Source organism: Foetidibacter luteolus (genome assembly GCF_009650435.1).
In the GTDB taxonomy this organism is placed as follows: Bacteria; Bacteroidota; Bacteroidia; order Chitinophagales; family Chitinophagaceae; genus Foetidibacter; species Foetidibacter luteolus.
On the sequence record NZ_VVIP01000056.1, the window covers coordinates 1 to 22,452 of the forward strand.

At 42.7% G+C, this 22,452-nt stretch carries 31 protein-coding genes; 28 read left to right on the forward strand and 3 right to left on the reverse strand.

Translation table 11 applies throughout. The features are described 5' to 3' along the window. Window positions 1-90: 90 nt before the first annotated feature. The 17 genes from F0364_RS17195 to F0364_RS17280 all read left to right on the forward strand — a co-directional run bounded on the left by F0364_RS17195 (window position 91) and on the right by F0364_RS17280 (window position 11,030). On the forward strand, window positions 91-327 hold the full coding sequence (locus F0364_RS17195; RefSeq protein WP_153799040.1) for a hypothetical protein: 237 nt from the start codon (window positions 91-93) through the stop codon (window positions 325-327). Then, the gene (locus F0364_RS17200) at window positions 324-536 is read left to right on the forward strand and encodes a hypothetical protein (RefSeq protein WP_153799041.1); all 213 of its coding nucleotides are present in this window, start codon (window positions 324-326) and stop codon (window positions 534-536) included. Before F0364_RS17195 ends, F0364_RS17200 begins: the two co-directional genes overlap by 4 nt. A gap of 389 nt (window positions 537-925) precedes the next feature. After that, entirely contained in the window at window positions 926-1,366 is a 441-nt protein-coding gene (locus F0364_RS17205; RefSeq protein ID WP_153799042.1) for a hypothetical protein, read from the forward strand. A 285-nt stretch (window positions 1,367-1,651) separates the two neighbouring features. Continuing rightward, window positions 1,652-2,059: a single-stranded DNA-binding protein gene (locus F0364_RS17210; protein ID WP_153799043.1), complete on the forward strand. Its 408-nt coding sequence runs from the start codon at window positions 1,652-1,654 to the stop codon at window positions 2,057-2,059. Window positions 2,060-2,341: 282 nt separating this feature from the next. Then, complete coding sequence (locus tag F0364_RS17215; protein ID WP_153799044.1) at window positions 2,342-2,956, forward strand: hypothetical protein; 615 nt, start codon at window positions 2,342-2,344, stop codon at window positions 2,954-2,956. 4 nt (window positions 2,957-2,960) lie between these two features. Further along, complete coding sequence (locus F0364_RS17220; protein WP_153799045.1) at window positions 2,961-3,392, forward strand: hypothetical protein; 432 nt, start codon at window positions 2,961-2,963, stop codon at window positions 3,390-3,392. A gap of 57 nt (window positions 3,393-3,449) precedes the next feature. Next, window positions 3,450-4,235, forward strand: coding sequence for a hypothetical protein (locus F0364_RS17225; protein ID WP_153799046.1), 786 nt, complete (start codon window positions 3,450-3,452; stop codon window positions 4,233-4,235). A gap of 231 nt (window positions 4,236-4,466) precedes the next feature. Next, window positions 4,467-4,883: a hypothetical protein gene (locus F0364_RS17230; RefSeq protein ID WP_153799047.1), complete on the forward strand. Its 417-nt coding sequence runs from the start codon at window positions 4,467-4,469 to the stop codon at window positions 4,881-4,883. Next, on the forward strand, window positions 4,876-5,082 hold the full coding sequence (locus F0364_RS17235) for a hypothetical protein (protein WP_153799048.1): 207 nt from the start codon (window positions 4,876-4,878) through the stop codon (window positions 5,080-5,082). The genes F0364_RS17230 and F0364_RS17235 overlap by 8 nt, the downstream gene beginning before the upstream one ends. After that, the gene (locus F0364_RS17240) at window positions 5,083-5,391 is read left to right on the forward strand and encodes a hypothetical protein (RefSeq protein ID WP_153799049.1); all 309 of its coding nucleotides are present in this window, start codon (window positions 5,083-5,085) and stop codon (window positions 5,389-5,391) included. Between the two features lie 26 nt (window positions 5,392-5,417). Next, window positions 5,418-5,855 carry a hypothetical protein gene (locus F0364_RS17245; RefSeq protein WP_153799050.1) on the forward strand — a complete coding sequence of 146 codons (438 nt, stop codon included), beginning with the start codon at window positions 5,418-5,420 and terminating at the stop codon, window positions 5,853-5,855. 522 nt (window positions 5,856-6,377) lie between these two features. Then, the gene (locus tag F0364_RS17255) at window positions 6,378-7,385 is read left to right on the forward strand and encodes a DUF1376 domain-containing protein (RefSeq protein ID WP_153799052.1); all 1,008 of its coding nucleotides are present in this window, start codon (window positions 6,378-6,380) and stop codon (window positions 7,383-7,385) included. A gap of 293 nt (window positions 7,386-7,678) precedes the next feature. Beyond that, a complete protein-coding gene (locus F0364_RS17260; RefSeq protein WP_153799053.1) occupies window positions 7,679-8,725 on the forward strand; it encodes a DNA-methyltransferase in 1,047 nt (348 codons plus the stop codon). A gap of 352 nt (window positions 8,726-9,077) precedes the next feature. After that, entirely contained in the window at window positions 9,078-9,518 is a 441-nt protein-coding gene (locus F0364_RS17265; protein ID WP_153799054.1) for a dATP/dGTP pyrophosphohydrolase domain-containing protein, read from the forward strand. A 326-nt stretch (window positions 9,519-9,844) separates the two neighbouring features. Then, the gene (locus F0364_RS17270; RefSeq protein WP_153799055.1) at window positions 9,845-10,021 is read left to right on the forward strand and encodes a hypothetical protein; all 177 of its coding nucleotides are present in this window, start codon (window positions 9,845-9,847) and stop codon (window positions 10,019-10,021) included. After that, window positions 10,021-10,251, forward strand: coding sequence for a hypothetical protein (locus F0364_RS17275; RefSeq protein ID WP_153799056.1), 231 nt, complete (start codon window positions 10,021-10,023; stop codon window positions 10,249-10,251). The genes F0364_RS17270 and F0364_RS17275 overlap by 1 nt, the downstream gene beginning before the upstream one ends. Further along, on the forward strand, window positions 10,248-11,030 hold the full coding sequence (locus F0364_RS17280; RefSeq protein WP_153799057.1) for a hypothetical protein: 783 nt from the start codon (window positions 10,248-10,250) through the stop codon (window positions 11,028-11,030). The genes F0364_RS17275 and F0364_RS17280 overlap by 4 nt, the downstream gene beginning before the upstream one ends. Here the strand turns inward: F0364_RS17280 and F0364_RS17285 are convergent. The 3 genes from F0364_RS17285 to F0364_RS17295 form a co-directional block, all read right to left on the reverse strand. Next, window positions 11,023-11,703 (reverse strand): hypothetical protein, encoded by a 681-nt coding sequence (locus tag F0364_RS17285; RefSeq protein ID WP_153799058.1) that lies wholly within the window; start codon window positions 11,701-11,703, stop codon window positions 11,023-11,025. The genes F0364_RS17280 and F0364_RS17285 overlap by 8 nt on opposite strands. Window positions 11,704-12,140: 437 nt before the next feature. Continuing rightward, the gene (locus F0364_RS17290; protein WP_153799059.1) at window positions 12,141-12,854 is read right to left on the reverse strand and encodes a hypothetical protein; all 714 of its coding nucleotides are present in this window, start codon (window positions 12,852-12,854) and stop codon (window positions 12,141-12,143) included. Window positions 12,855-12,911: 57 nt separating this feature from the next. After that, a complete protein-coding gene (locus F0364_RS17295) occupies window positions 12,912-13,127 on the reverse strand; it encodes a hypothetical protein (RefSeq protein ID WP_153799060.1) in 216 nt (71 codons plus the stop codon). 143 nt (window positions 13,128-13,270) lie between these two features. Between F0364_RS17295 and F0364_RS17300 the strand changes: the two genes are divergently transcribed. The 11 genes from F0364_RS17300 (at window position 13,271) to F0364_RS17350 (ending at window position 22,451) form a co-directional block, all read left to right on the forward strand. After that, on the forward strand, window positions 13,271-13,948 hold the full coding sequence (locus F0364_RS17300; protein WP_153799061.1) for a phage tail protein: 678 nt from the start codon (window positions 13,271-13,273) through the stop codon (window positions 13,946-13,948). Between the two features lie 232 nt (window positions 13,949-14,180). After that, window positions 14,181-14,747 (forward strand): hypothetical protein, encoded by a 567-nt coding sequence (locus F0364_RS17305; protein ID WP_153799062.1) that lies wholly within the window; start codon window positions 14,181-14,183, stop codon window positions 14,745-14,747. A 5-nt stretch (window positions 14,748-14,752) separates the two neighbouring features. Next, window positions 14,753-16,636, forward strand: a complete 1,884-nt coding sequence (locus tag F0364_RS17310; RefSeq protein ID WP_153799063.1) for a phage terminase large subunit family protein — start codon at window positions 14,753-14,755, stop codon at window positions 16,634-16,636. A gap of 10 nt (window positions 16,637-16,646) precedes the next feature. After that, window positions 16,647-17,045 (forward strand): hypothetical protein, encoded by a 399-nt coding sequence (locus tag F0364_RS17315; RefSeq protein ID WP_153799064.1) that lies wholly within the window; start codon window positions 16,647-16,649, stop codon window positions 17,043-17,045. Further along, window positions 17,027-17,230 (forward strand): phage head-tail joining protein, encoded by a 204-nt coding sequence (locus F0364_RS17320; RefSeq protein ID WP_153799065.1) that lies wholly within the window; start codon window positions 17,027-17,029, stop codon window positions 17,228-17,230. Before F0364_RS17315 ends, F0364_RS17320 begins: the two co-directional genes overlap by 19 nt. Window positions 17,231-17,310: 80 nt before the next feature. Next, entirely contained in the window at window positions 17,311-18,753 is a 1,443-nt protein-coding gene (locus tag F0364_RS17325; protein ID WP_262885390.1) for a phage portal protein, read from the forward strand. A gap of 22 nt (window positions 18,754-18,775) precedes the next feature. Continuing rightward, entirely contained in the window at window positions 18,776-19,054 is a 279-nt protein-coding gene (locus F0364_RS17330) for a DUF1064 domain-containing protein (RefSeq protein ID WP_207632736.1), read from the forward strand. A gap of 57 nt (window positions 19,055-19,111) precedes the next feature. Beyond that, window positions 19,112-21,091: a prohead protease/major capsid protein fusion protein gene (locus F0364_RS17335; protein ID WP_153799068.1), complete on the forward strand. Its 1,980-nt coding sequence runs from the start codon at window positions 19,112-19,114 to the stop codon at window positions 21,089-21,091. 84 nt (window positions 21,092-21,175) lie between these two features. Next, window positions 21,176-21,505, forward strand: a complete 330-nt coding sequence (locus F0364_RS17340; protein ID WP_153799069.1) for a DUF2190 family protein — start codon at window positions 21,176-21,178, stop codon at window positions 21,503-21,505. A gap of 38 nt (window positions 21,506-21,543) precedes the next feature. Then, window positions 21,544-21,951 carry a hypothetical protein gene (locus F0364_RS17345; RefSeq protein WP_153799070.1) on the forward strand — a complete coding sequence of 136 codons (408 nt, stop codon included), beginning with the start codon at window positions 21,544-21,546 and terminating at the stop codon, window positions 21,949-21,951. Then, complete coding sequence (locus tag F0364_RS17350) at window positions 21,948-22,451, forward strand: Gp37 family protein (protein ID WP_153799071.1); 504 nt, start codon at window positions 21,948-21,950, stop codon at window positions 22,449-22,451. Before F0364_RS17345 ends, F0364_RS17350 begins: the two co-directional genes overlap by 4 nt. The last annotated feature ends 1 nt before the right edge of the window (window position 22,452 follow it).

The following is a 22,452-nucleotide window of genomic DNA, read 5'->3' on the forward strand; positions in this document are numbered from 1 at the left end:
ACAATATTTTGGTTACTTTTGTCTTGTCATGTTACAAACATAACATCAAAATACAAGAATTGCAATAGTAAGGTAATAAATAAGTTGATAATGAACAAGATAGGGCCACAAAGGGAAATGTATAAAAGCGCTTTCGCAGAAATGCGGGTGAACATTTCCGCTGAAGACAGAAAGGCCGCTATTGACCACTTGCAAACTACGCGGGCCACTATAAGCAGGTACATAAACGGTGACATAAGGAGCCTCACAACTGCCAACAAGCTTTTGAAATTTTTGGGCACCCGCATAAATGAACGTACAGCAGAAATAAATGCTATACGGGTATGATAGACCAGTTAACCAATACGGAACTGATAGCAGAAATAAGAGAGATGCGAAACTCTTTTGCGCCGTTCCTCAATAATAAAGGCATATCCGTTTTAAAGGAAGCGGAAAGAAGGTTAACCGGGGGCGAATCTTCAAACCTGGTTAACCCTAAAAAAAAGACCCTGAAGCAACGTAAGCGCGAAGCCTTTACGCACTTCCTTTTGAAATGAGCAATCAATTTCTAAATCTATAAAAACAACCAAATCATGAAACTAATCTACACAGAACAAACAGCCGGAACGGTAGTGCTTGCAATAATCGCAGTGGCAATGATATTGAGTTTAGCATACGCGATGTATAAGAGCCGCCCCGCAAAAAAATAGATAACGTTATTAGTATTGATAAGCAGTTCACAACGGGCGGCTGTTTCTACACCGCCCTTCAATTCAGCAATCCCAATAAAAGCATATAACCAATGTCGCAAAAATTTTTCCTAAACCTGAAACATGGAAGTTTCAGCGAAAGGCCAACGCATGCCAATGAGAAAGTTTACAGCTTCACAGAAATCGAAGCACACTTAGTAAACATCACTTTTAAGCCGTCCCAATACGGCGAAATAATGAAGCTACATTTAGTAGATGAAAACAATTTCTACATGGTTTCATTGTTCGTCAATACCGGTGCAGCCCACGCGTTTTTCAACCTGGTAAAAAGCCTGCACCTTATTGAGAAATTCAAGCTAAAGCTTGTACCCAAAGAAGATAAAACGCTTTTATGCGCCGAGCAATTCGGCGCACTGGTAAAATGGTACAGAGACTATAATGTAATACTCCCGGCTGACGCAGCCCAACGCACGGAATACTTCACGGAAATGATTAAGCACGAAATCTTGCCAGCACTTCAAAAGCTTCCTAATCCTTTCCCCTTACACCCACACTATAAGCCGTTGCCGAAAAGAGCGCTTTACGGCGGTTATTTCAATGCTCAACAATCTTATGCCCGCGTAGTAGGCCCAATGTCTGAAGCTGAAAGAACAGACGTTGGCTATGGAAAAGGGTAGTACAAAATATTTACTGGCTGATGTTGTAGGCGTTAAGAAAAACGTGTACGGCAAGGCGGGCGACAAAATTACTGTTGTTTCGGTTTTTCACAATGTCGCAATAGTTCAGGACGCAAAGGGCGTAAAGTTTCCTTGTGCCCTAACGAACCTCACATGATTACACCCCCGTGAAAGGCCAGGGTTGCCGGTCCCATCAAAACCGGGTGTAGTTCTTTGGCACATAATCCCCAGCACAACCCCGGCGTAAAGCCGGGGCTTTTTTAAACTTCTCAATTCTTTTTATACATGCTTAAAATGTCTGCTATTGGCAATCTTGGTAAGGATGCCATAATTAACAATGTAAACGGTCAATCAGTTATAAACTTCAATATAGCGCACACGCACAGCTACACAAACGCCCAGGGTGTAAAAGTCAATGAAACTACTTGGATAAGCTGCGCATACTGGACGCAAAAACTACGTATAGCCGACTATCTTCTAAAGGGGCAACAGGTTTACGTTGACGGCATTCCTTCTATTAAGACTTATGAAAGCAACGGCAGGCAAAGTACCTGTTTTGCACTGAAAGTGTCTAACATAACCCTTTGCGGCTCCCCAAAAAATAATGAAAGCGCCGCCAGCAACCAGCCCGCGGCCGCAACGCAACAAAGCACGGGCGATATAACGGGCGATGTTGAGGACTTGCCATTTTAAACCACACATAAAAACTACAACGATGCAAAAGAGCCACATTCTTTTATTATGTTCATTCATCGCCGGTATGACGTTTACCCTTTTAGTACTATACCTGGCTTCAGCGCAAGCCGTTGCGTTAACCTGGGTTATGGCCTTCGCTCCTTTATGGCTACCAATAGCAGTTATTGCCAGCTTTGCAATTGCTTACGTTGCCTGCCTGCTTGTCCCTGTCTTCGCTGCCTTGTTTCGGGACCTTGTAATAACCCCAAAGCATTCACCCAATAAACACATATAACCACCATGAAACAAGACTTAAAAACAAAAGTAGCTACAGCGTTGAGCGTTGTATATACCAAATGCAAATCCGAAAAGGCGTTTTCCTTAAGTGCGGTAATTAGTATGCTCAATATCACTTCATCCTTTGGCACTATTATCAAAAGAACCGGGGTTATTGAAAGGGTAGGAGCATACGAAGAAAATGCCACCGCTGTTTATAAATGGAAAAAACAAGAGCCTTGCGAAGCTTTGGCAGCGGAAGTTTACGCTTCACTGAAGGAATACCAACAAGTAAACAACCAAAATACAAAGGCAAAGGCGGCAAAGCTTAATGGCCCAGCAGTTCAGCTTGACTTGCCTGGCTCATTTCAAACGGATGGAATTAAAGATGTTACGCCGCACGTTGTTGAAGAAATACCGTTAGATGGTAGAATGCTGTCAGTAAAAGAATTGCTTTTGCCTAACGTGCATCCTTACCCACACAACCACGGACCTTTTTTCACTGCTGATGCTTTTGGCAACGCTATTCCCAATTATCCCCCCGGTCAATACCCTGTAGCCCTTAATGCCGAAATAATGGGCGTTATTAACGCTATGGCTGCAAAGATTGATTACCTGTATTCACAACTTAAAAACTAAATACATGAAACACTTTCTTGCGAACGGCGAACATACGCCGGACGAGATACGGCAGATATTGGAAGACAATTCCGACGGGTGGGAAAAGAAAACATATACCCGGCAGCTTACAGCAGAGGAAATAACGGATTTGAAGGATAGTAACGCCACTATTGACATTGAGCAGGCGCGGTTAACGGAAGTTCTGAACGAAGCAAAGCGGGTTTATAAGGACGCAATGTCCCCGCTTATTGAGGAAAAGAAAGAGGCGCTTAAGGCGATACGCACGAAGCACAGAGAGGTAACAGGAACGGTTTACAAGCTGCCGAACTATGAAAGCGGTATGATGGAACTGGTAGACGAAACCGGGGAAATTATAGAAACCCGCAGGCTGTTACCCAATGAAAAGCAGGGCCGCATGTTCATAATGGACGGTGCACGGGCAGTAAATCAATAAGGCGAGCAATGAGCCGCCATAAACCAATAACAATTTTTACCTATTCAATTTTTACACATGGACGACAAATTATTAATGAACCTTTCGCCTGACAGTGAAGGCAAATACCCTGACATTGTTTACCGTACCGGCTCCGCGGAAGTAATAAGAGAACCGCAGGTAGTAAACCTTTCAGGTGACATAGAAAGCGTTGGGCGCTTTATTGATAAGCGAATTGTTAACCTGGCTTTAGATGAAAACGGCGAACTGAACGAAAATGAGGTAAAAAAAGCTGACCTGCACGGGCTGCAGCATGTAGATGCCAACATTGCCGTAATACTGGTAGATGTTGAAAAAGGGGAAATTGAACTACTGTTAGACCCGGAAAACTACTACGGTGCAAAAGTAAAGGGAACATTAAGCCAAGCGTCAGAGCTTGAAATATTCGAAGTTAACAGCGGGGATATGTACAGCCGCGAAGAACTGATAAAGTTGATTAAGTTTAACCGGTTCCTTTTTGCCGATGAAAAAGAGCAACAAAACCTGTTATTGGCCTTTCAAAAGTTCAAAGCTGATATATTCCTGAACATTCACAAAGAAGACGACAATCGCGGGAACTTCAATGCTGTGTTTAATCGTACAGTAAACACCCAGGTGCCGTTAACTTTTAAGCTTAACACCCCTATATATAAGGGACAGCCAAAAGAAAAGTACGAGGTTGAAATTTGTATCAACCCTGGCGCCACAAATGTTCAGTTTTATTTTGAAAGCGTTGAATTAAAAGACCTTTTAAAAGTCCGTAAAGAAGAAATCATAGCAAAGCAGTTGGCGCTTTGTAAAGCCTTCCCGATCATCAACAAGTAATCAAAATTTCATCACTTAGTAAATCAGTAAAGGCCGGGAAACCAGCTTTATCCGGCCTTTATTTTGCCCATATTATGAAAAAGATTGCATTAGATATTCTTTACATTTTAGCAATGGGTGTTTGGTGCTTCGTTTACTGGTTTGTTTATATCGTCCTGGCTTTTCTTGCTTGCATCTGTTTAGGTAAATACGCCCTTATAGGCATAATTGCTTACCTGTTTATCCGCGGGTATGCAGAAGCAAAAATGTAAGCACCCTACTTGTGGCGATACTTGCCGCCGGGAAACAAAGCCCCGCAAAACCTACGTACTTAAACGCTCACCAATAGAGCGAAAACCCTACAAAATACGGCGTTACAGCCTTAAGCGTTCTAAAGTCAATAAAACCGAATATAGCCCCAAAGCAAAGCAATACATCATAGATAATCCGCTTTGCAACATACAAAGCCCCGTTTGCACTTACTTCTCACAATGCGTTAACCACAGGAAAGGGAAACAAAGCATAGAACTGCTATTAGATGAAACTTATTGGGAGCCTTCTTGTATCGCCTGTAACAACTGGATTGAAGAACACGACGCATGGGCAAGGGAACGCGGGCACAAACTTTCACAGCACGCAATCAGCAATAACACTATAACCAATGAATAAAATTGAAGTCCCCGCTAACGAAGTCTTGCAAGCCAAAGAAGATTTTTTTACTAACAACATGGACTTATCTAAAAAGTTTGAAGGAAGGCCATACCTGTATTTAATGGGCCTTCTTAACCTGGCGGCAGATGCTTACAAAAAAGCATACGAAAGTGGTTACAGGGCCAAAGAGTTAGAAAACGTAATAAACAGCAAGTAAATGAAATATACACCCTTACAAGCTACAGAGGCCCTACACAGCGATGCAAAAGAAGCACTAAGGGCATTAAAGGGCCTTCAGCAGTTAGAATACTTTGAACGAATTTTTAGCCCAGGTGAACAAGGTAGCATAAAAGCTTTGGCAACTGGAATGGAAATTAAAGCAAACATTGTTTCTGTGATTGTAACTGAAGTGTTGCGAACCGAAACCACGGCAACAATGACTGAAGAAGAAAAGAAAGCTGAAATAGCCGACATACTTAAGCGCACTAATGCCCGTATTGAAACCCCGCTTCATACCAGAGTGTAATTTTTAAGCATTAACACCTTATACCAATGAACAAAACAGTAAAAGAACTTTTAAAAGATGCCTACAACATCTTAAGCCACCCGGCAGTATTAGCGGCCGCGGAGCGGGTAGCCGGTCCCTATGATAAGAAAGCCCGTGCCGTTGCTGATGAACTTGAAACGTACTTAGTAATGGCATGCGACGGGGTGGACGCAATAGCCAAAGCGCGTACAGAGCAAATAGTAAAGCACAGCTACACGCTTAGTCACGACGTTAAACACAACGTTGCGGGCACACTGGTAACCGCCGCCATAGCCTTGCTGCAAGAAAACCCTTCAGACTTCCCGGACGACTGGAATAGGGCCAGAATTGCCCGTATGCTTGCAAAGGATGAATTAGGACGTATCGCACACGCTGGCGGCTTTCTGGCAGCAGAGTATGCCCGGCTGAAGTTCATAACTGAAACGGCTGAAGATAATGAGTAGCAAAACGGCTGTAAAGATTACGGGCTTAAAAGAAATAGCAGACGGACTTATAGGACAACAGGGGCGCGTTTATTTGGACGCAATCAATTTAAAGGGGGAAAGAACACCCTACGAACTTACACTACTTGAAGGATGGGACCGCCACGGCCTTGCGGTTGCGGTGCAATCTGTCCGCCTTTGCTCCCCTGACGTTCTAACGGTTCACATAAAATCAATAAAAGTCATACGCTCAAATTCCTTTTAGATGACAAAAACAACAGTTAAAACTTCTTCCGGTAGTATTATACAATTTACCCCGTCTGTACCGGCGCATGTAAAGCCGAAGGTTCAAATAGAGCGCACCGATGACGACGGGGTAACCTGGTATGAAACTGCATGCGGGCGCGTTTTCCGGGCGGACCTGTTTGATAAGATGTTTAAGACCAAACGCGGCACAATACGGCCTATAAATTACCGGGAAGACATTAACAGCAAGCGCAAGAATTAAACAGCATCATTAACGCTACAAAGGATTTATAGAACATGGCAAAAGACCCCGCAGCACTACTATATATTGATAAATGGTTTGTTGCTACAAAGGAAATGAAAGCGGATTGCCGCGGCTGGTATCTTAACCTTATACTGCATCAATTCGACAAAGGCGACTTGCCGAACGATGTTGAAGAACTTGCAAATTTGGCTGATGTACGCATTAGCGAGTATCAACAATTTCAACAAGTGTGGGAACAAGTGTTGAAGCATAAGTTTCAACAAAATGGCAACAATCGGTTAGCAAATGCTTTTGCAAAACAAATTTTGGCGAACAGAGAAGTTTATAAAGAAAAGCGCGGCCACGCTGGAAAAATCAGCGCTTTTTGTAAGTACGTTCGTAAGCATTTATGCCAAGATGAAAACATTATTTTTTTAGCAAAACAAAACATTGACTTTGACAATGTTGGCGAACTTGACGCTAACACAATTCAACACTTGTTTCAACAAGTGTTAGAACAAATGCCGCAACAAACACCTGAACAAAAAGTTAACTATAGAAATGTAAATGTAAATGTAAATACAAGTAAAGAAGATATAGGGGGTGTGGGGGAAAAAGAAGAAACCCGTACAGCAGCTAACGAAGTTTCAAAAAATGTCTTTTTGGTCCCTGAAATGGTTGCCGTCTTCAAAGAGTTTCAGCCCCGCTACCATGTGCAACAGTCAAAAGATTTTCCCGCCCTGCTTTTACTGGCCCAAACAATCGGTGAAGCTGAAAAAGTAAACTACTTAACGCCTGCCGGGTTTGAAACGGTTAAGCGAACCTGGGCGGCAATAGCCGAATTTGTGGCAAAGGATTCGTTTTACGGGCGTTTCTCCCTTGCGCAGATAGAGAAACATATTCAAAGCATTTTCCTCAAAATGCAAGAAGCTAATTCGCAAACAGCGCAAACCAGCAAGCAGGCTGTAAAGACCACAACCATACAAAACAATGCGGATGCTGCCGACGCGGCCCGCCAAATATTAGCGAACAAGTACGGCGCAAATGCCGCGCAAGCGTAAAACATGCAAGACTTATTCGGCAACGAAATAAAACCCGGCAAGCTTGTTAACGGCAAGCTTAAGAAACGCAAATCTGAAGCTGCACACGAAACCCTTATAGCCGTACACGGCAAAGTAGAGGGTAAGAAATGCCGCCAATGCGTTTTCTTCTACTACGTCACATATTCAAAAAGCTACCCCAAATGTTTGCAGTCAGGATGCACGGGCCATACACCTAATCATGATTGGTCTGGACGCTGGCAGGCATGCGGGAAGTTTGAAGAAAAGCAATCAAAAAAGTAAAATTCAGAAGGATGCAAGAATTATTATTAGATACTATTTACGAAGGGGATGCACAAAAAAGGTTGGCTGAATTGCCGGCCAATTCGGTTCATTGCTGTGTCACTTCGCCACCTTACTATGGGTTAAGGGATTACGGTGTAAAAGGGCAACTTGGGTTAGAACGAACGCCACAGGAATACATTGATAACATGGTAAGCGTTTTTAGTGAGGTAAGGCGTGTCTTGCGGGAAGATGGTACACTATGGTTAAATATTGGCGATAGTTATGCAGCTGGGCCAAAGAAGCGTAGCGAAGAACAAGCTTGTAGGAAATCTACCCTTAAGGGTTCGTTAGGTGGGCAAGTCGCATGTAAGGACCAGCCCAATAAAATTACCGGCGATTTGAAGCCTAAAGACCTTATCGGTATTCCCTGGATGTTGGCTTTTGCTTTACGTGCAGAAGGTTGGTTTTTAAGATGTGATATTGTTTGGGCTAAAAAGAACTGTATGCCCGAAAGCGTAAAGGATAGGCCTACGCGCTCACACGAGTTTATTTTTTTACTATCTAAATCCCCTAAGTATTATTATGATTTTGATGCAATAAAAGAGCCTTGTATTTATGATTTGGATGGGACTGGCACCGCTAAGAGAAAAGCAAGGCAGAAACACTCAAATAAAAGTATGCCTATTGGTGTTGTTGCTGGTATTCGCCCTTTAAGTGATAAGCAAAGGGGGCATTCCCGGCGGCATGAAGGTTTCAATGAACGTTGGGACAATATGACACACAAAGAACAGTGTACCGGTATGCGTAATAAGCGCGATGTATGGACAATTGCGCCCGCTCAATTCCCTGATGCACACTTTGCAACATTTCCTGAAGAAATACCTGAACTGTGCGTTAAGGCAGGATGCCCCGTTGATGGCGTGGTATTAGACCCTTTTATGGGTGCCGGTACTACAGCATTGGTTGCTTCAAAGTTGGGAAGGCATTTTATAGGTACAGAACTAAACCCAAAATACATAGCAATCGCAAATAAGCGACTTAAAAACGTTTTGGGCATGTTTAGCCCAATAAAGTAACTTTTATGAACCAGCACACTGAAACAATAGTTTGCCCCGAATGTGAAACGTTGCAGGCTGCAACGGTACTGCATAGCTGGCCCTGGTGGACCTACGTACATAAATGCAGTCATTGCCGGTATATCATTTTAGAAAGTGAATGGCAGCGCCCGCTTAAAGCTTTGCCTTTCATTTCCTTCAACCGGAATTACTCACCGGTAGCAATAGGCCAAATACGCCTACAACTTACGCAACAGCTTTCCGATAAAGCAACCCAGCTAAGGGAGCTACAAAGGGAAATTGATTGCATAAAAAATTCTCTAATCAGCACGGGCCTTAACCCAAACAGCCCGTTTATTCAAATCAACTAACAATGAAACTACTTCGCTTTTTCGCCATTTCGGTGCTTTCGTTCTATACAGGCTATCTCATAGGATTTGCTGGCCATCACCCCTTGGCGTTACTCGCAATGTCTATTTTATTTTACCTCGCCATTTTAACAGAAGACGATTTTTTAACCCTTGAAAGAAAAAGGATGAAATGGAGCCGGGCAACTTTCCCCGAATCTACGGCCCTCAGCAGTCTATCAAAGGCTAAGGGAGAATTAGACGAAATACAAGACAATATTTTGGCGGGAACTAAAGACCCTACAGAATACGCAGACGCTATAATGTGCCTGTTCGACAGTGCCGCCCGTGACGGCATACCCGCTGAAGAAGTAATAAAGGCATACGCCAATAAGCTTAATATCAACAAAGCCCGAAAATGGGTTATAAACTCTGATAATTCTTATTCGCATTTAAAAATGGAATAGACCTATTTACTTCATAAGGAAAGGAAAGGCTGTTTCTTGGTCCTTTATACAATGAACTACGAAATTGACCGCGCCATTTTCATCGAAAAAGATTACGGTTTGTAGTGGCTCCATATAATTCGTAGTGTATTTATAAAATTCAAAGTTTTCGTTTTCTCCTGTTGATTCATAATAGCCTGACGTTTTACATAGGTTTCTGAAATCTTTGTAATCATAAGTGTAAATATGATCTTGATGATGACATCCGTCAAGTACGATAACGTTGGTGCATTTCCTGTAATTCATAATAAAAAATTTGATTACCAAAGTAAAAAAAAATTTAAAAAATGAAGGTAAAAATTGAAATCAACTGCGAAGACGAAAAAGACATAATGGTACATCTTTCAGTTATCCGCCAACAGATACGGCAGGCTTTAAAGCAAAACCCAGGTAAAGCCCGTCACGAATTACAGGACGAAAATTGTTACGGTGGCCACACTGTTATGATTGAATTAGAAAAGTAATGACTTTCAAAGAAATACAATTAAAAACAAAGTATTACAAAGGCGGCTTAGTGAAAGAAAAGCGAAACTGCCGCCACCGCGAAACGCTTTGTACAATCTACGTTCTTGCCAAAGATGAAATAAATAAACGTGTATATGCCTCTATCAATGGCCTTCCGGCTATTTGGTGCGACGCACAATATTACAGGAAATGGAAGAAAGAAAACCCGCTTAAAAAAGCAATAGCATGAACTTACCCGCAATTGTACAGAAAGCCGCTTTAACGGTCCCTAATACCCAGGTAGTACAATACCTGCCACCAACAGACAGAAAGATAGTACAGGCAGCATTACAGCCCCAAATAAGGCAGCTACAGCCCGGTATTGTTCTAAACGACCTTATTACCATACTAACCAGCATTTACACCATTGCCGGCCAAAAGTCAGAGCCGCAAACCTTGGCCCTATATGCTGAAGCTTTTTATGTGAAGCTGGCGGAAAGTTTTCCTATGATAACGCTTGAAGAAATAAAAACAGCGCTTACAAAGGGGGTATTTGACGAATACGGGGAATACTTTGGCCTGAACGTTAAAAGCTTTGTTTTCTTCGTTCGCTCATACCTGGAAAGCGCAACCAGAAAGCTTGCGTTTGAGCAACATGACAAGATAAAAGCCCGGCTGCAGGAATACCGGCCCACGCCTCAAGAAGTGGCCGAAATAACAAAACAGTACATAAACGAACTTTATTGCGACTATTTAAACGGCAAATTGCGGGTTGACTTCATCCCGGCTCACTACTACGACTATCTTTTGTCTTTGGGCCTTGTAAGCCCCGTTTTAGACCGTACACGCGCATTGTTGCACTACACTACTAACATTGAAACGAATAAGCTTCGGTTTATACGCCCTGAACACATCAACGAAGAAGACGCAAGCAAAGAAAGCGCATTGCACAGCATTGCACGCCGGTTTGCCATCGTTGATATGTTTCGGAAGCTTAAATTGAATGAGAAAGAATCAGCATTTAATTAGTTCTGTTTTTTAAAGAATCTAAACAAATCGCTTGAAAATGAGTAATTACAGCCATAGACGATGCCTTTTTTTGTTTGGTTGCAAGGTGCCAACTTAAACAAGTAAATCCCAAACCAATCAAGAAAATTCCAACATTCTGGCAAGTATGTTTGAAGTTCCAAATTCTGTAACTCTTTGTTCTAACTGCAATGGTGGAGATTGTAAGTGCAAGCATGGGTATGGCCAAAGGGTATAAAAATCCAATAATCTTTGAATTGTAATTCATGCTCTTTATTTGATATTCATTTGCATGCCTTTCATTATAAGCTCTCGCTAATAGGATGAAAGGTTCAATATTGTCATTTTTATCAATATTGTAGTTTAAGTAGGTGAGAGAGTTGACTTTAAGTGCACGCAATAATTGTGAATCCTTAGGCAAATAATCTTCTTTTGCGTTAACTGTTTTGGCATATTTCCCACCGAAATAAATCTGCCCTTGATTCAAGGGGACGCCGAATACCAATGAAAACCCAAGAATAATTATTGCTTCATGCTTATTAATACTTATCATTCGTTTCTTTAATGCTGCAAGCTTTCCTCTATAAAAAATAAGCAAATGCAAGGAGCAAAAAAATATGGACCCTATTAAAACCTGATTTAAATAATTAGTGATAATTGGCAAGACGTCTCCCATGGCTTAGAATTTCAAACAAAATAGAGAATAAAAAATTAATGTCAAAGAAGGTCTGCATTAAATGTGAGTTGAATAAATCTTTAAAACAGTTTTATAGACGTCCTGACAACGGCAAACTGCAGAACACTTGTATAAGCTGTAAAGTGAAATACGCATGTACTTACCAAAAGAACGGTGCAGAAAAGAGGCAAATGCCTTTAACTGGAGAATTGCTTCACTGTAATAAGTGCGACGCAGATAAAGACACCACCGAATTTAGTAAGCGTACCGGCAGGCCTGGGTATTTTCAACCCTGTAAGGCCTGCAAGCGCGATTATGAAGCCGCCAGGCGCTTTGAAAAGATAAACAAGCGAAAGCGAATGTATTTACGGGAAGAAGATATGTACGACCTTCTCGCACCGGTAAAATTATTTCATTGATAATGATGGTATTGCTGCTTATTTAAGTCCCCTACATCTTTTTTCAAGTTGAATCCTCTTTTCATCATTCTGCACCCCAACAAACGGATTATCCCCACGTCTGTAAAGAGTTTTTGAAAAAAAAGAAGCGTCAAAAAAGTTAAGTGTGCTATTATCGTTTTCAATATCAATTGCCTCAATTGTATAGCATATATAGAAGTCATCTTTTAACCAATAGGACAGGTGCATTGTGAACAATGGGAAAAAGCCTTTTTCAGCTATTAGTTGTCCGGGTGACAAGCTTGGGGCAAAATCATAAACGTTATTATTCATATCAACCAAATAGGCAGTGACTTTTGAAAACTTAGCACTTCTCCTACCAATATTTTGAAAGTCAGTTCTTATTTTAAATGTGTCATTATTCACTGGAACAAGCGTTGAAGCCGCGATTATGAAATTCGGTGCGTTATTCTTTAAATTGGTTTGTTCTTTAATTAATTCAGCTTGCGCTTGCTCTTCTGCCCTTTTTTCAGCTTTATATGAGTAGTAATAGCTAACTAAGAGCGGAAGAATCCAAGGCAATCCCCAATGAAGAAATTTTTTTAAAAACGTATCCTTTTTAGGTGGCAATTTGGGTGGTTCAGGGTTTTGCTCTTTCATAGATGGTGGCAGAAGCGTTGGGGGCTTTTTCTGATTAGTGTTACTCTGATTTGTATTGTTTGAATTAGGTTTTTTTTTTCGATTTGCTGCCATACTTAAACTGTTTTTTGCTGGTTAGGAGTTGACTTAATAAAATTAATAAAAAAAGATTTATTCTAAAGCCTTCATCAAAGCGGCTAAAATCTTATCATAAACGCTCATATTACTGCCGGTCCCCTCAATCAGCGACCATGTAGGCGCTTTATGTTTAAGACCTTTGTTGCATAGCAAAGGCCTGTTACTTGCTAATACTATTGATTTGTTCCTTCCTGATATGCGGTAACTTTCGTTTGCTTCGTCAAAATGCAACCGTTCTACTTTTGGCATGTAAGCGCGTCTATCTTTCTCTATTCTTATATAAAACAACATATTCACAATGTGTGGATAAACTTAAAATAAAATTCCGTTACTGAAAACGATACTTGCAACATCGCATCCCTCTTATTTCGGCTATTCAAACTTTTAGAGATATGATAAAGATTGAAACCGATAAAGCAATTAAAGACTTTAAAGACCTTGGCAAGCAGCTTTCGCAAAAGCAGCTTGCCAAGGGTTTGTCCAGAGCCATCAACAGAAGTATGATGCAGGGGCGAACCGTGGCGCGTAGAAAAGTGGCCAGCATTTACAACATTCCCCAGCGTGCCCTTACCGAATCCGTAGCCCTAAAGGCCTCGACTTCCAACACTTTGACAGCGTACATTCAAGCCGGTGCAAAAACATTGCCCTTAACCACATTTGCGCCTCAATTTGATACCCCTACAAAGTCGCTAAGAGTTACAAAGCGTGGTGAAATGCGTGTTAGAGACCGTACCCGTAAGGGGAAAAATACGGGTAACGGGGTGAGCTTCGAAATCTATAAGGGCAAACGGGAGCGGTTGCCGTTCGCATTTATGACCCCTAAAATAAAATCTGTGTTTGGTAGGGGTAAGTACGCAAGCAGGGGCTTTGAGCGCAGAAATAAGCGTGTTAAGAACAAGGGCAACGACTTACCTATACAGTCCCTTAGTTCAGTGTCAGTGCATACAGCAGTCATCAATAAGTCTTCTCTCTCTGCTATTCAATCTAAGGTGGCCGACGTGCTGCCCAGAGAATTACAGCACGAATTAAACTACCGATTGGGCAAGATTAAGCCCACGAGCACGCGTTAGTGCCGAGTGTCTCATATTGGGACTCGCTTTCCCATTTTGGGAAAGCGCGGGTCCTTCCGAAGGGGGTCGCATGCGGTTGGCTACAAGCGCAGAACTTCGGTAGATACAGAAATTTTCATAGTTGACAACCTGCGCCCTAAATGTCAATTTCGGAAATGGCTCAAATGTAGGCGGATAAAGGGTTTGAGCCTTTAACATTTCTCCAAAATAAAACCGGTCTAATCTGTCAATTATGGCGAGGCCTCAATTAGAAAGAATTTCGCAAAGGGAATACGCCCGCCGGCTTCAGGTTAGTAATGAAGCAGTAAGCAAGGCCGTACGGGAAGGCAAAATAAAAAAGGGCTGGGACGCTAAAGCGGGTAAAATAATCGTGGAGCATGCCAATACTGAATGGGGAAGTGTTCACATGATTAATAACATCGAAAAGTTTTTGCCCGGCAGCGCTGAAACCCCAAATCCACCAAGCCAAGATTTGCCGGCGAACGCTGAAGGCGATTTTACATTAACAAACAAAACCACTTATGCGGAAGCGCGCCGCGCAAGTGAAATTTTACGCGCCCGGCAAATTTCTTTAGACCTTAAAGAACGAGAAGGTGAATTAGTAAACCGGGATGAAGTCTACAAAAAACTGTTTTCTTATGGCCAGGAAATTCGAAAAACTTTTACGTTAATACCTGACACCTGCATAGACAATATCAGGGCAGCAAAATCGCGTGCAGAAGCTCACAACGTTTTAACTAATGCAATATATACGGCTCTTGAAAAAGTCACATCAGAAAATTTGGATTTGAATTTCTAAAAGGAATGGCTTTTTTAATTCAGGGCTTTATTGATGGCTTACGACCCGAACCGCGGCTAACTGTTACGGAATGGGCGAACGCTCACCGCGTGCTGGATAGCAAAGCCGCGGCAGAGCCAGGCCCGTATAAAAGTAGCCGTACGCCATACCTGGAAGAAATAATGGATAAGCTTAGTGTTACCGACATTACCCGTAAAATAGTGGTAATGAAAGGGGCACAGATCGGATTTTCGGAGGTTGGATTTAATTTCTTAGGTTATGTTATTGACGTGGCGCCGGCTTCTTTCCTGCTGGTAATGCCAACGCAAGATACTATGGAGCGCAACAGTAAGATGCGTATTGCTCCAATGATTGAAGCAAGCCCGCGTTTGCGTGAAAAGATTGGCCCTAATACCAAAAAAAACAGCGGCAACACTATACTACAAAAGGAATTTCCCGGCGGCGTTTTGATTATGACCGGTGCAAATTCGGGGGCTGGGTTGCGTTCAATGCCCATTCGTTTTTTGATGCTTGATGAAGTGGACGGCTACCCAATGGACGTAGAAGGCGAAGGGTCGCCCATAGGTTTAGCAGAACAAAGAACGGCCACGTTTCACAATAAGAAAATTTTTGAGATCAGTACGCCGACTGTTGAAGGCTTAAGCATTATTGATGCTGATTTTAAAACAACCGATCAGCGGTATTATTATGTACCATGCCCACATTGTGGCGCTGAACAGACTTTAAAATTTTCTCAACTGAAGTGGGAGCCGCGAAAATGGGATGAAGTTGTATACCAATGTGAACATTGCGGAGACTTGATAGAGGAAAGGTATAAGCCAACAATGCTTTCAGCAGGTAGATGGCAAGCCACTATGCTGGAAAATGCAAGTATATATACAGTTGGTTACCATCTTAACGCTTTGTATAGTCCTTTGGGTTGGAAATCCTGGGCTGAAGTGGCCCAACAATGGGATGATGCACAGGGCAACGATTCAAAACTGAAACTGTTTTATAACACTGTACTTGGTGAGACGTGGAAAGAAAAAACGGACGCGCCGGAATGGGAAAGGCTTTACGAACGCAGAATTGATTACCCGCTTAACAAACCATTCAAAGAGGTTGTATTTCTTACTGCCGGGGTGGACGTACAGGGTGACCGTTTAGAACTTGAAATTGTTGGGTGGATGCCTGGCAGGAAAACCCAGCAAATAGATTACAGGGTATTCATGGGCAATACCTCTAACCATAAAAACGATGTTTGGCAGGAATTGAACAAAGTTGTTAGTGAAGTTTGGGAAAGAGAGGACGGCGCAGCTTTACCGCTTCGTCTGCTTGTCATTGATAGCGGCTATAATACCGCGGAAGTGTATAAATGGTGTAAGCAGTTTTCATTTTCCCGTGTTATACCAATTAAGGGCAAGGATACATTAGAAAATTATTTTGCGCCGCCGAGGGTGTTAGATACCGTGAAGCATGGTAAGAAAATAGGCAAGCAAAAAATATGGCTTGTAGGTTCGTCTTTCATTAAGGCCGAAGTGTACAACACTTTCCGTCAAGTGGTAGACCCTGATACAGGCGAAGTGCCGGACGGCTTTTGTTACTTCCCACAAGCCCGCGACGCAAATTATTTCCGTGGCCTTACTGCTGAAATACAACAGGACGTAAGAAACAGGAAGGGATATATAAACAGAGTATGGGTTAAAAAGTACGATCGGAACGAACCCTTAGATACGCGCGTTTATAACCGTGCCGCCGCTTCCATTATTGGTATGGATAGGTGGAGTGAATCCCGGTGGAAACAAGAAGCTGAAATGCTCGCAACAGCCATACCCATAAAAGAAACAGTTACGCAGCCAAAAAAACCTGCACAAAAAAGTAAACCAAAGTCCAGCTACTGGAATCGCTAAAATTAAAATCATGGCGGAAATCACTTATCAGGCTTTTCAAAAGCCGATTGAACAGCGCCTAATAGATGCCGCATGCATTTATTGGGAAGTTGATCGCTCGTATTTCTCAAACGCAATACCAGATATGTTAGAGAGCCAGCGGAAGGCTATACTGTATTATCTGGTTAAGCAGCATACGGATTTTACTTATGCAAGCATTGCAAAAATTTTTGGGCACAAATCACATTCCCACGTTGTGAGGCTCACCCAAAACATTGAGGCTCGTATGCATGTTCAACCGGAAATAAGTAGAGCAATGAACCATATAACGCATTTGGCATCAAAGCTTGACGCACAATTTATTACTACAAATGTGCAATTCATTAATAACCAACTTCAAATTACCGCACAATGGCCCAATATACAGTAGCCCAATACACAGCAATTACAGCCGCCTACGCCCAGGGTGTAACGCATGTTGAGTATGGAGACAAACGAATTATTTACCGGTCCCTCAATGAAATGAAACAGATTATTGAGGAAATGCAAATTGATTTAGGGCTTAAAAAAGTCACAAGAAAGAAATATGCACAATTTACAAAAGGCTTACAATGAATTTTATAGACAAACTTATCGGATATGTAAACCCGAAAGCCGGGTTTCAGCGGGTGCAAAACCGTGCCCGCATGCATGCGATGGATGGCCAGGTTAGGCGCTATGAAGGTGCTGCAGCCGGGCGCCGGCATGCCAGTTGGATGGCAAAAGCAAATCCGTCAGTAAACCAGTTGATTAACAAAGATCACAAAACTTTGGTTGGCCGGGCCAGGGATTTGGCAATAAACAACCCGTACGCAAAAAAGGCGCCTGTTTCCATTGCAAACAATGTTGTAGGTACTGGTATAATACCTACGCCAAAAGTGGTACAGGTAGTAAAAGATGGCAAGGTAGTAGCCGCGGGGATTAGCGAACAAACAGAAAAATTATTAGCCGCCGCCTGGAAAGAATGGGCCGAAAATTTAAGCTGTGATTATGACGGGGACTTTAATTTTTACGGGTTGCAATACATCGCTATGCGAACTATAGCAACATCCGGAGAAATTTTAGCCATAAGAAAGCGGGTTAAAACCGATGTTAACAAGTTCGGCTTTCAGATCAAGCTTTTGGAAGGGGACTATATTGATACTTCAAAGCACAGCGATAAAGATAGTGGCGGTGGTTATACCCTGTATGGCGTTAAATTCGATGCACAAAACAAGCGTTCAGGCTACTACATATTCGATCGCCACCCTTCAGACGGCAGCGCTCAAAGCAGCTTTGTTAAGATTGAAGATATAATACATGTTTATGATGTGGAACGAGTTGGCCAAACTCGCGGCGTACCTTTTGCGGCTTCTACGTTATTAAAGCAAAGGGATTTAGACGACTATGAAGATGCTGAATTGTTGGGCAAAAAAGTGCAATCTTGTATGCCAATTTTTGTTACAAAAAATGACGTTGACCCGGACAATGCAAGCGAAGAAGAAAACATAGAGAGCTTGGAGCCTGGGCAAATAAACTATTTACGGAATGGCGAGAGTGTTACACTTGGCAGCACGCCGGTAAGTGCCGGCTTCACCGACTTCACCCGCACACAGCATCGTGCTATAGCTAATGGGTATGGCCTGACATACGAGAACTTTACCGGCGATCTTTCAAATGTAAATTTTTCTTCCGGCAGAATGGGCGCTTTGGAATTTGCTAAGACGGTTGAATATTGGCAATACCTCATGTTCATTCCTCACTTTTGTGATAAGGCTTTTACCTGGTTTGTTGAAGGTGCAAAGATTGCGGCGGGAATAAATAAAGATTTGGTAATCAAATGTTTATGGACTGCCCCGCGCCGGGAAATGATAGACCCAATGAAAGAAATTTCTGCACAAAGGTTAAATGTACGCAGTGGCTTTACAACCTGGCAAAATGTGGTAAAAGAAAACGGGTACAACCCCGAAGATATTTTAGCCGATCTTAAAGCGGCCAATAAAATGTTTAAAGATGCTGGCTTAATAGTCGAATCCGACCCAGCTACAGAAGTTGCATTGAAACAACCCGCACCTGTTAAAAATGAAGCTGGTAACGCTCAAAGCAAAGAAGGAAAGTAAGTATAAAAATCAAAAGTGCATTGTGAACGGTATAACGTTTGCCTCTATCAAAGAGGCCAAACGTTATACCGATTTGTATTACCTGGAAAAGGCCGGTGAAATCTCTGCACTGCAACTTCAGGTCCCGTTTCCTATCGTAATCAACAGCCAAAAGGTCTGTACGTACGTTGCTGACTTTGTTTATCTAACCAAAAAAGGCGATCGTGTTATTGAAGATGCCAAAGGCTTTAGGACTGGAATTTTCAAGCTCAAAGCAAAGCTTTTGTTAGCTATGTATGGCGTAACTATTAAAGAAATTTGATTTTGTCTCAATCTTGTCTCAATGTGCCCTAAAAGTCTTCGGTAATTCGTCGTCGTAATGAGTAATAAGACAATCACACAAAAGCAGGATGAACGTTTTTACACTCGTGCGCAAGTTGATAGCGCCACGATTGTAGACACAGATGCTGAAAAGTCCTTTGAAGTAACGTTCGCCACTGAAACGCCGGTTTTTCGCCGTTCCTGGGAAGAAAATTTTAATGAAATTCTTTCCTGCCTTCCCGAGCACATTAGGAGCGAAAGGCTTGATGAAGGTGCTGTGCCATTGCTTGACAATCACGACCGGTGGAGCGGTGTTAAGGGTCAATTAGGTATTGTGACTGAATGGAGCGTTAAGAACAAAGTTTGCCGGGCTAAAATCATGTTTTCTACCCGTGAAGAACTGAAGGAAATTTGGGGCGATATAAAGGCAAAAATCATTCGCTCCATAAGTTGCGGGTACAATGTTTACAAGTATATCCGCGAAGTTGTTTCTGATAACTCAATACCTAATTACACGGCTACCGATTGGGAGCCAATGGAAATTTCTTTAGCTCCTGTACCTGCGGACTTTAGAAGCAAAATACGCAACGACAGCCAAGTAGTTGCACACGATGTAATCATAGAAAATCTTTCACCCGTTCAAAATGTACGTTCAAATATGGAAAAAGAAACAGAAGTAGTAGAGAAGACTACTACAAACCCACAGCCGGAAGCTGGTAGCCGTTCTGCTACTCCTGTTGCGCCCGCTGTTGATGCGGCACAGGTGCGTGCCGATGCCGTAAAGGCCGAAAGAATCCGCGCCGCTTCAATTCGTACCCGCGTAGCATCCGCTAAGCTGGGCGAAGAATTTGCTAACGACCTTATCGAAAGAGGCGTAACACTGGAAGAAGCAAGCAATGAAATTTTTGCAAAACTGGCAGCGAACGACACAACACCGGCAGTTCGTAACGCTTCTGTTACTTCTGCAACAATTGTGGTTGATGAAGTGGAAAACACTCGTAAGGCAATGAGCGATGCGCTTTTGCACCGTTCAACCCCTGGCAGCGTGAAGCTGGAAGGCAAAGCCCAGGATTATAGGTTTATGAGCATGATGGATATGGCCCGCGCCTGCCTGATTGCAAAAGGCGAAAAAGCTTACGGCTACAGCCCTAACGAACTTATCAGCCGCGCCATTGCTACAACCGATTACCCATTGCTGTTAAACAGTACCGTAGAGCGCACTATACGTAAAACTTACGAGGCGTTACCGGTAGAGTGGAAGCAGATTGCAAAGCAGATTACCGCTAAAGATTTCCGTGAAAAAACCGGTATTGCATACGATGGTAAAATAACTTTTGAAGAAATCGCACAAGGCGGGGAATATACCGAAAGCAAATTTCTGGAAAACGAAAGCGCAAAAATTAAACTGAAGACTTACGGCAAGAAGGTAAGTATCACAAGGCAGACGATTATAAATGATGACTTAGACGTATTTTCTAAGTTGCCTTCTCTTATTGCCCGCGGCGCGGCTAATTTCCAGGCAGATATGGTTTGGGGATTACTTACCAACGGAACTACGAAAACGCCTGACAATGTAAACCTATTCCACGCAAGCCACGGCAATTTGGCCGGTAGCGGTGCAGCCCCTTCAGAAACAACTTTAAGCGCTGCAAGGGTGGCAATGTGGAAACAAAAAACCCTTGCTGGTGAACCAATGCCAATTGCGCCCAAACATATTATTGTGCCTATTGAATTACTCACTACCGTTGAAAAGCTTTTAACGGGCATAGTTGCGAGCACAACCGGCGACGTAAATATTTGGGCAGGGAAACTTTCACCTATTACAAATCCGCGCTTAACTAATGCTACTGCCTGGTACTTGGCGGGTGATATGCAGGAAAACGAAGGCTTAGTGTATGCTTACCTGGAAGGCGAAGAAGGCATTTTTGTTGACAAGGAAATAGATTTTAACAACGATTGCGTTGTAACAAAAGCTCGCTTAGACTTTGCCGCCGCGGCATGGGATCACAGGCCATTTTACAAGAACCCAGGCGCTTAATTGATGCCTTTAGTTTAACAGAAGTCAAAAAAAATTAAGAAAATCAGCCGGGCTTTAAATGGCCCGGCTATCAAACAAAATAGTATGAAAAATTTTCGCGCAAACGGGGATTCAATACAGCCAATTGCAGGCGTTGGCGGCGTAGTTGGTGGCAGCATCATTGCAATTGTTAGCCTTGTTGGGATAGTGGTGGCTGACGCCGCTGAAGGCGAGGCGTACACGCTTCAGCTTAAGGGCGCGTTTAGCGATGTTCCAAAAGCTACAGGTGAATCATGGGCTGTTGGTGATAAGCTTTATTTAAAAGCTGACGGCACCAGCCTTACTAAAACGGCAACGAACAACACATTTGCGGGCTACGCTTATGCAACAGCGCAAAGCGCCGACACAATCGGCAGTATTCTTTTAGCCAACTAAACTACTAAGGCCCCTTAAGATGGGGCCTTATTTGAAACATGGGTAACATTTTTGACGGCATACAAAATACAGCATTTGACATTGTTACTCAAACATTCGGCTACCCTGCATTCTGGACGCCTTCGCAGCAAGATGCTTTTAGCCCTGAATTTACCGGCGAATTTGGTGAATATGGATTAGAGCCAAACGGCGAAACGCAAACCGCTCAAATTCTCTTTAAAGAGCCTACCGAGAAGTTTGGCCTTAGTGACAATGACTACGAAATAGATGCCTATTACATGGAGTACCGTAAAGGAACTTTTCTTGGTCTTAAGTCTTCAGTTAATGCCGGAAGTCTTGAAACGGTTACTATTGAAACGCAGGACGGCCCAACAGATTTTTTTGTGAAGGGAATTAAGGCAAAATACGACGGTAGAACCATTATCGCAACACTCGTTACAAAATGAATTACGAAGTAGCAGAATTGGAAATAGCGGCGCGCATTAACGAAAAGCTTATTGCTGCAGGCTTGCAGGGTTCATTTGTGGCAGTAGCAATACCAGACACGGAAAAAGCCGCGCAGGACGTTGAAAAAGACATTGAGCGCGGAAGGGTTATAGTTGAGCACGTAGATAGCACCTTCGACCCTGATCAGGGCACGGACGTTTCAATAGTTTCGGAACGGGTAAAATTCAGGCTTTCTTTTTTGGCGCGTTCTCTACGCGGTCCCGTAAGCGTTTATAAGTTGGTTGAATTGTGTAAGCTGTATTTAGTTGGCTTCAAACTTTCTAACTCCGAAAGGCTGGTACCGGTAAAGCACGGCCGGCAACAAGTCGAAGAAAACCAATACCAGGTTTATTTAGAGTTTGAATGTAAGACGCTAAATGTACAGGTAGATGAAACGCCGGAGCCTGCTATTGGTGGCCCATTGTCGGGTATATCCTGGGAAGAACAATTCAACAACTAAG

What these genes read in the sequence shown, in the direction of transcription:
- F0364_RS17285 (WP_153799058.1), bottom strand. Translation starts at nt 11,703, where the DNA reads ATGGGAGACGTCTTGCCAATTATCACTAATTATTTAAATCAGGTTTTA.
- F0364_RS17255 (WP_153799052.1), top strand. Translation starts at nt 6,378, where the DNA reads ATGGCAAAAGACCCCGCAGCACTACTATATATTGATAAATGGTTTGTT.
- F0364_RS17310 (WP_153799063.1), top strand. Translation starts at nt 14,753, where the DNA reads ATGGCTTTTTTAATTCAGGGCTTTATTGATGGCTTACGACCCGAACCG.
- F0364_RS17305 (WP_153799062.1), top strand. Translation starts at nt 14,181, where the DNA reads ATGGCGAGGCCTCAATTAGAAAGAATTTCGCAAAGGGAATACGCCCGC.
- F0364_RS17280 (WP_153799057.1), top strand. Translation starts at nt 10,248, where the DNA reads ATGAACTTACCCGCAATTGTACAGAAAGCCGCTTTAACGGTCCCTAAT.
- F0364_RS17220 (WP_153799045.1), top strand. Translation starts at nt 2,961, where the DNA reads ATGAAACACTTTCTTGCGAACGGCGAACATACGCCGGACGAGATACGG.
- F0364_RS17275 (WP_153799056.1), top strand. Translation starts at nt 10,021, where the DNA reads ATGACTTTCAAAGAAATACAATTAAAAACAAAGTATTACAAAGGCGGC.
- F0364_RS17295 (WP_153799060.1), bottom strand. Translation starts at nt 13,127, where the DNA reads ATGCCAAAAGTAGAACGGTTGCATTTTGACGAAGCAAACGAAAGTTAC.
- F0364_RS17325 (WP_262885390.1), top strand. Translation starts at nt 17,311, where the DNA reads ATGGATGGCCAGGTTAGGCGCTATGAAGGTGCTGCAGCCGGGCGCCGG.
- F0364_RS17270 (WP_153799055.1), top strand. Translation starts at nt 9,845, where the DNA reads ATGAAGGTAAAAATTGAAATCAACTGCGAAGACGAAAAAGACATAATG.
- F0364_RS17235 (WP_153799048.1), top strand. Translation starts at nt 4,876, where the DNA reads ATGAATAAAATTGAAGTCCCCGCTAACGAAGTCTTGCAAGCCAAAGAA.
- F0364_RS17210 (WP_153799043.1), top strand. Translation starts at nt 1,652, where the DNA reads ATGCTTAAAATGTCTGCTATTGGCAATCTTGGTAAGGATGCCATAATT.
- F0364_RS17230 (WP_153799047.1), top strand. Translation starts at nt 4,467, where the DNA reads ATGCAGAAGCAAAAATGTAAGCACCCTACTTGTGGCGATACTTGCCGC.
- F0364_RS17345 (WP_153799070.1), top strand. Translation starts at nt 21,544, where the DNA reads ATGGGTAACATTTTTGACGGCATACAAAATACAGCATTTGACATTGTT.
- F0364_RS17205 (WP_153799042.1), top strand. Translation starts at nt 926, where the DNA reads ATGAAGCTACATTTAGTAGATGAAAACAATTTCTACATGGTTTCATTG.
- F0364_RS17260 (WP_153799053.1), top strand. Translation starts at nt 7,679, where the DNA reads ATGCAAGAATTATTATTAGATACTATTTACGAAGGGGATGCACAAAAA.
- F0364_RS17320 (WP_153799065.1), top strand. Translation starts at nt 17,027, where the DNA reads ATGGCCCAATATACAGTAGCCCAATACACAGCAATTACAGCCGCCTAC.
- F0364_RS17245 (WP_153799050.1), top strand. Translation starts at nt 5,418, where the DNA reads ATGAACAAAACAGTAAAAGAACTTTTAAAAGATGCCTACAACATCTTA.
- F0364_RS17340 (WP_153799069.1), top strand. Translation starts at nt 21,176, where the DNA reads ATGAAAAATTTTCGCGCAAACGGGGATTCAATACAGCCAATTGCAGGC.
- F0364_RS17335 (WP_153799068.1), top strand. Translation starts at nt 19,112, where the DNA reads ATGAGTAATAAGACAATCACACAAAAGCAGGATGAACGTTTTTACACT.
- F0364_RS17265 (WP_153799054.1), top strand. Translation starts at nt 9,078, where the DNA reads ATGAAACTACTTCGCTTTTTCGCCATTTCGGTGCTTTCGTTCTATACA.
- F0364_RS17225 (WP_153799046.1), top strand. Translation starts at nt 3,450, where the DNA reads ATGGACGACAAATTATTAATGAACCTTTCGCCTGACAGTGAAGGCAAA.
- F0364_RS17200 (WP_153799041.1), top strand. Translation starts at nt 324, where the DNA reads ATGATAGACCAGTTAACCAATACGGAACTGATAGCAGAAATAAGAGAG.
- F0364_RS17350 (WP_153799071.1), top strand. Translation starts at nt 21,948, where the DNA reads ATGAATTACGAAGTAGCAGAATTGGAAATAGCGGCGCGCATTAACGAA.
- F0364_RS17290 (WP_153799059.1), bottom strand. Translation starts at nt 12,854, where the DNA reads ATGGCAGCAAATCGAAAAAAAAAACCTAATTCAAACAATACAAATCAG.
- F0364_RS17300 (WP_153799061.1), top strand. Translation starts at nt 13,271, where the DNA reads ATGATAAAGATTGAAACCGATAAAGCAATTAAAGACTTTAAAGACCTT.
- F0364_RS17215 (WP_153799044.1), top strand. Translation starts at nt 2,342, where the DNA reads ATGAAACAAGACTTAAAAACAAAAGTAGCTACAGCGTTGAGCGTTGTA.
- F0364_RS17195 (WP_153799040.1), top strand. Translation starts at nt 91, where the DNA reads ATGAACAAGATAGGGCCACAAAGGGAAATGTATAAAAGCGCTTTCGCA.
- F0364_RS17240 (WP_153799049.1), top strand. Translation starts at nt 5,083, where the DNA reads ATGAAATATACACCCTTACAAGCTACAGAGGCCCTACACAGCGATGCA.
- F0364_RS17315 (WP_153799064.1), top strand. Translation starts at nt 16,647, where the DNA reads ATGGCGGAAATCACTTATCAGGCTTTTCAAAAGCCGATTGAACAGCGC.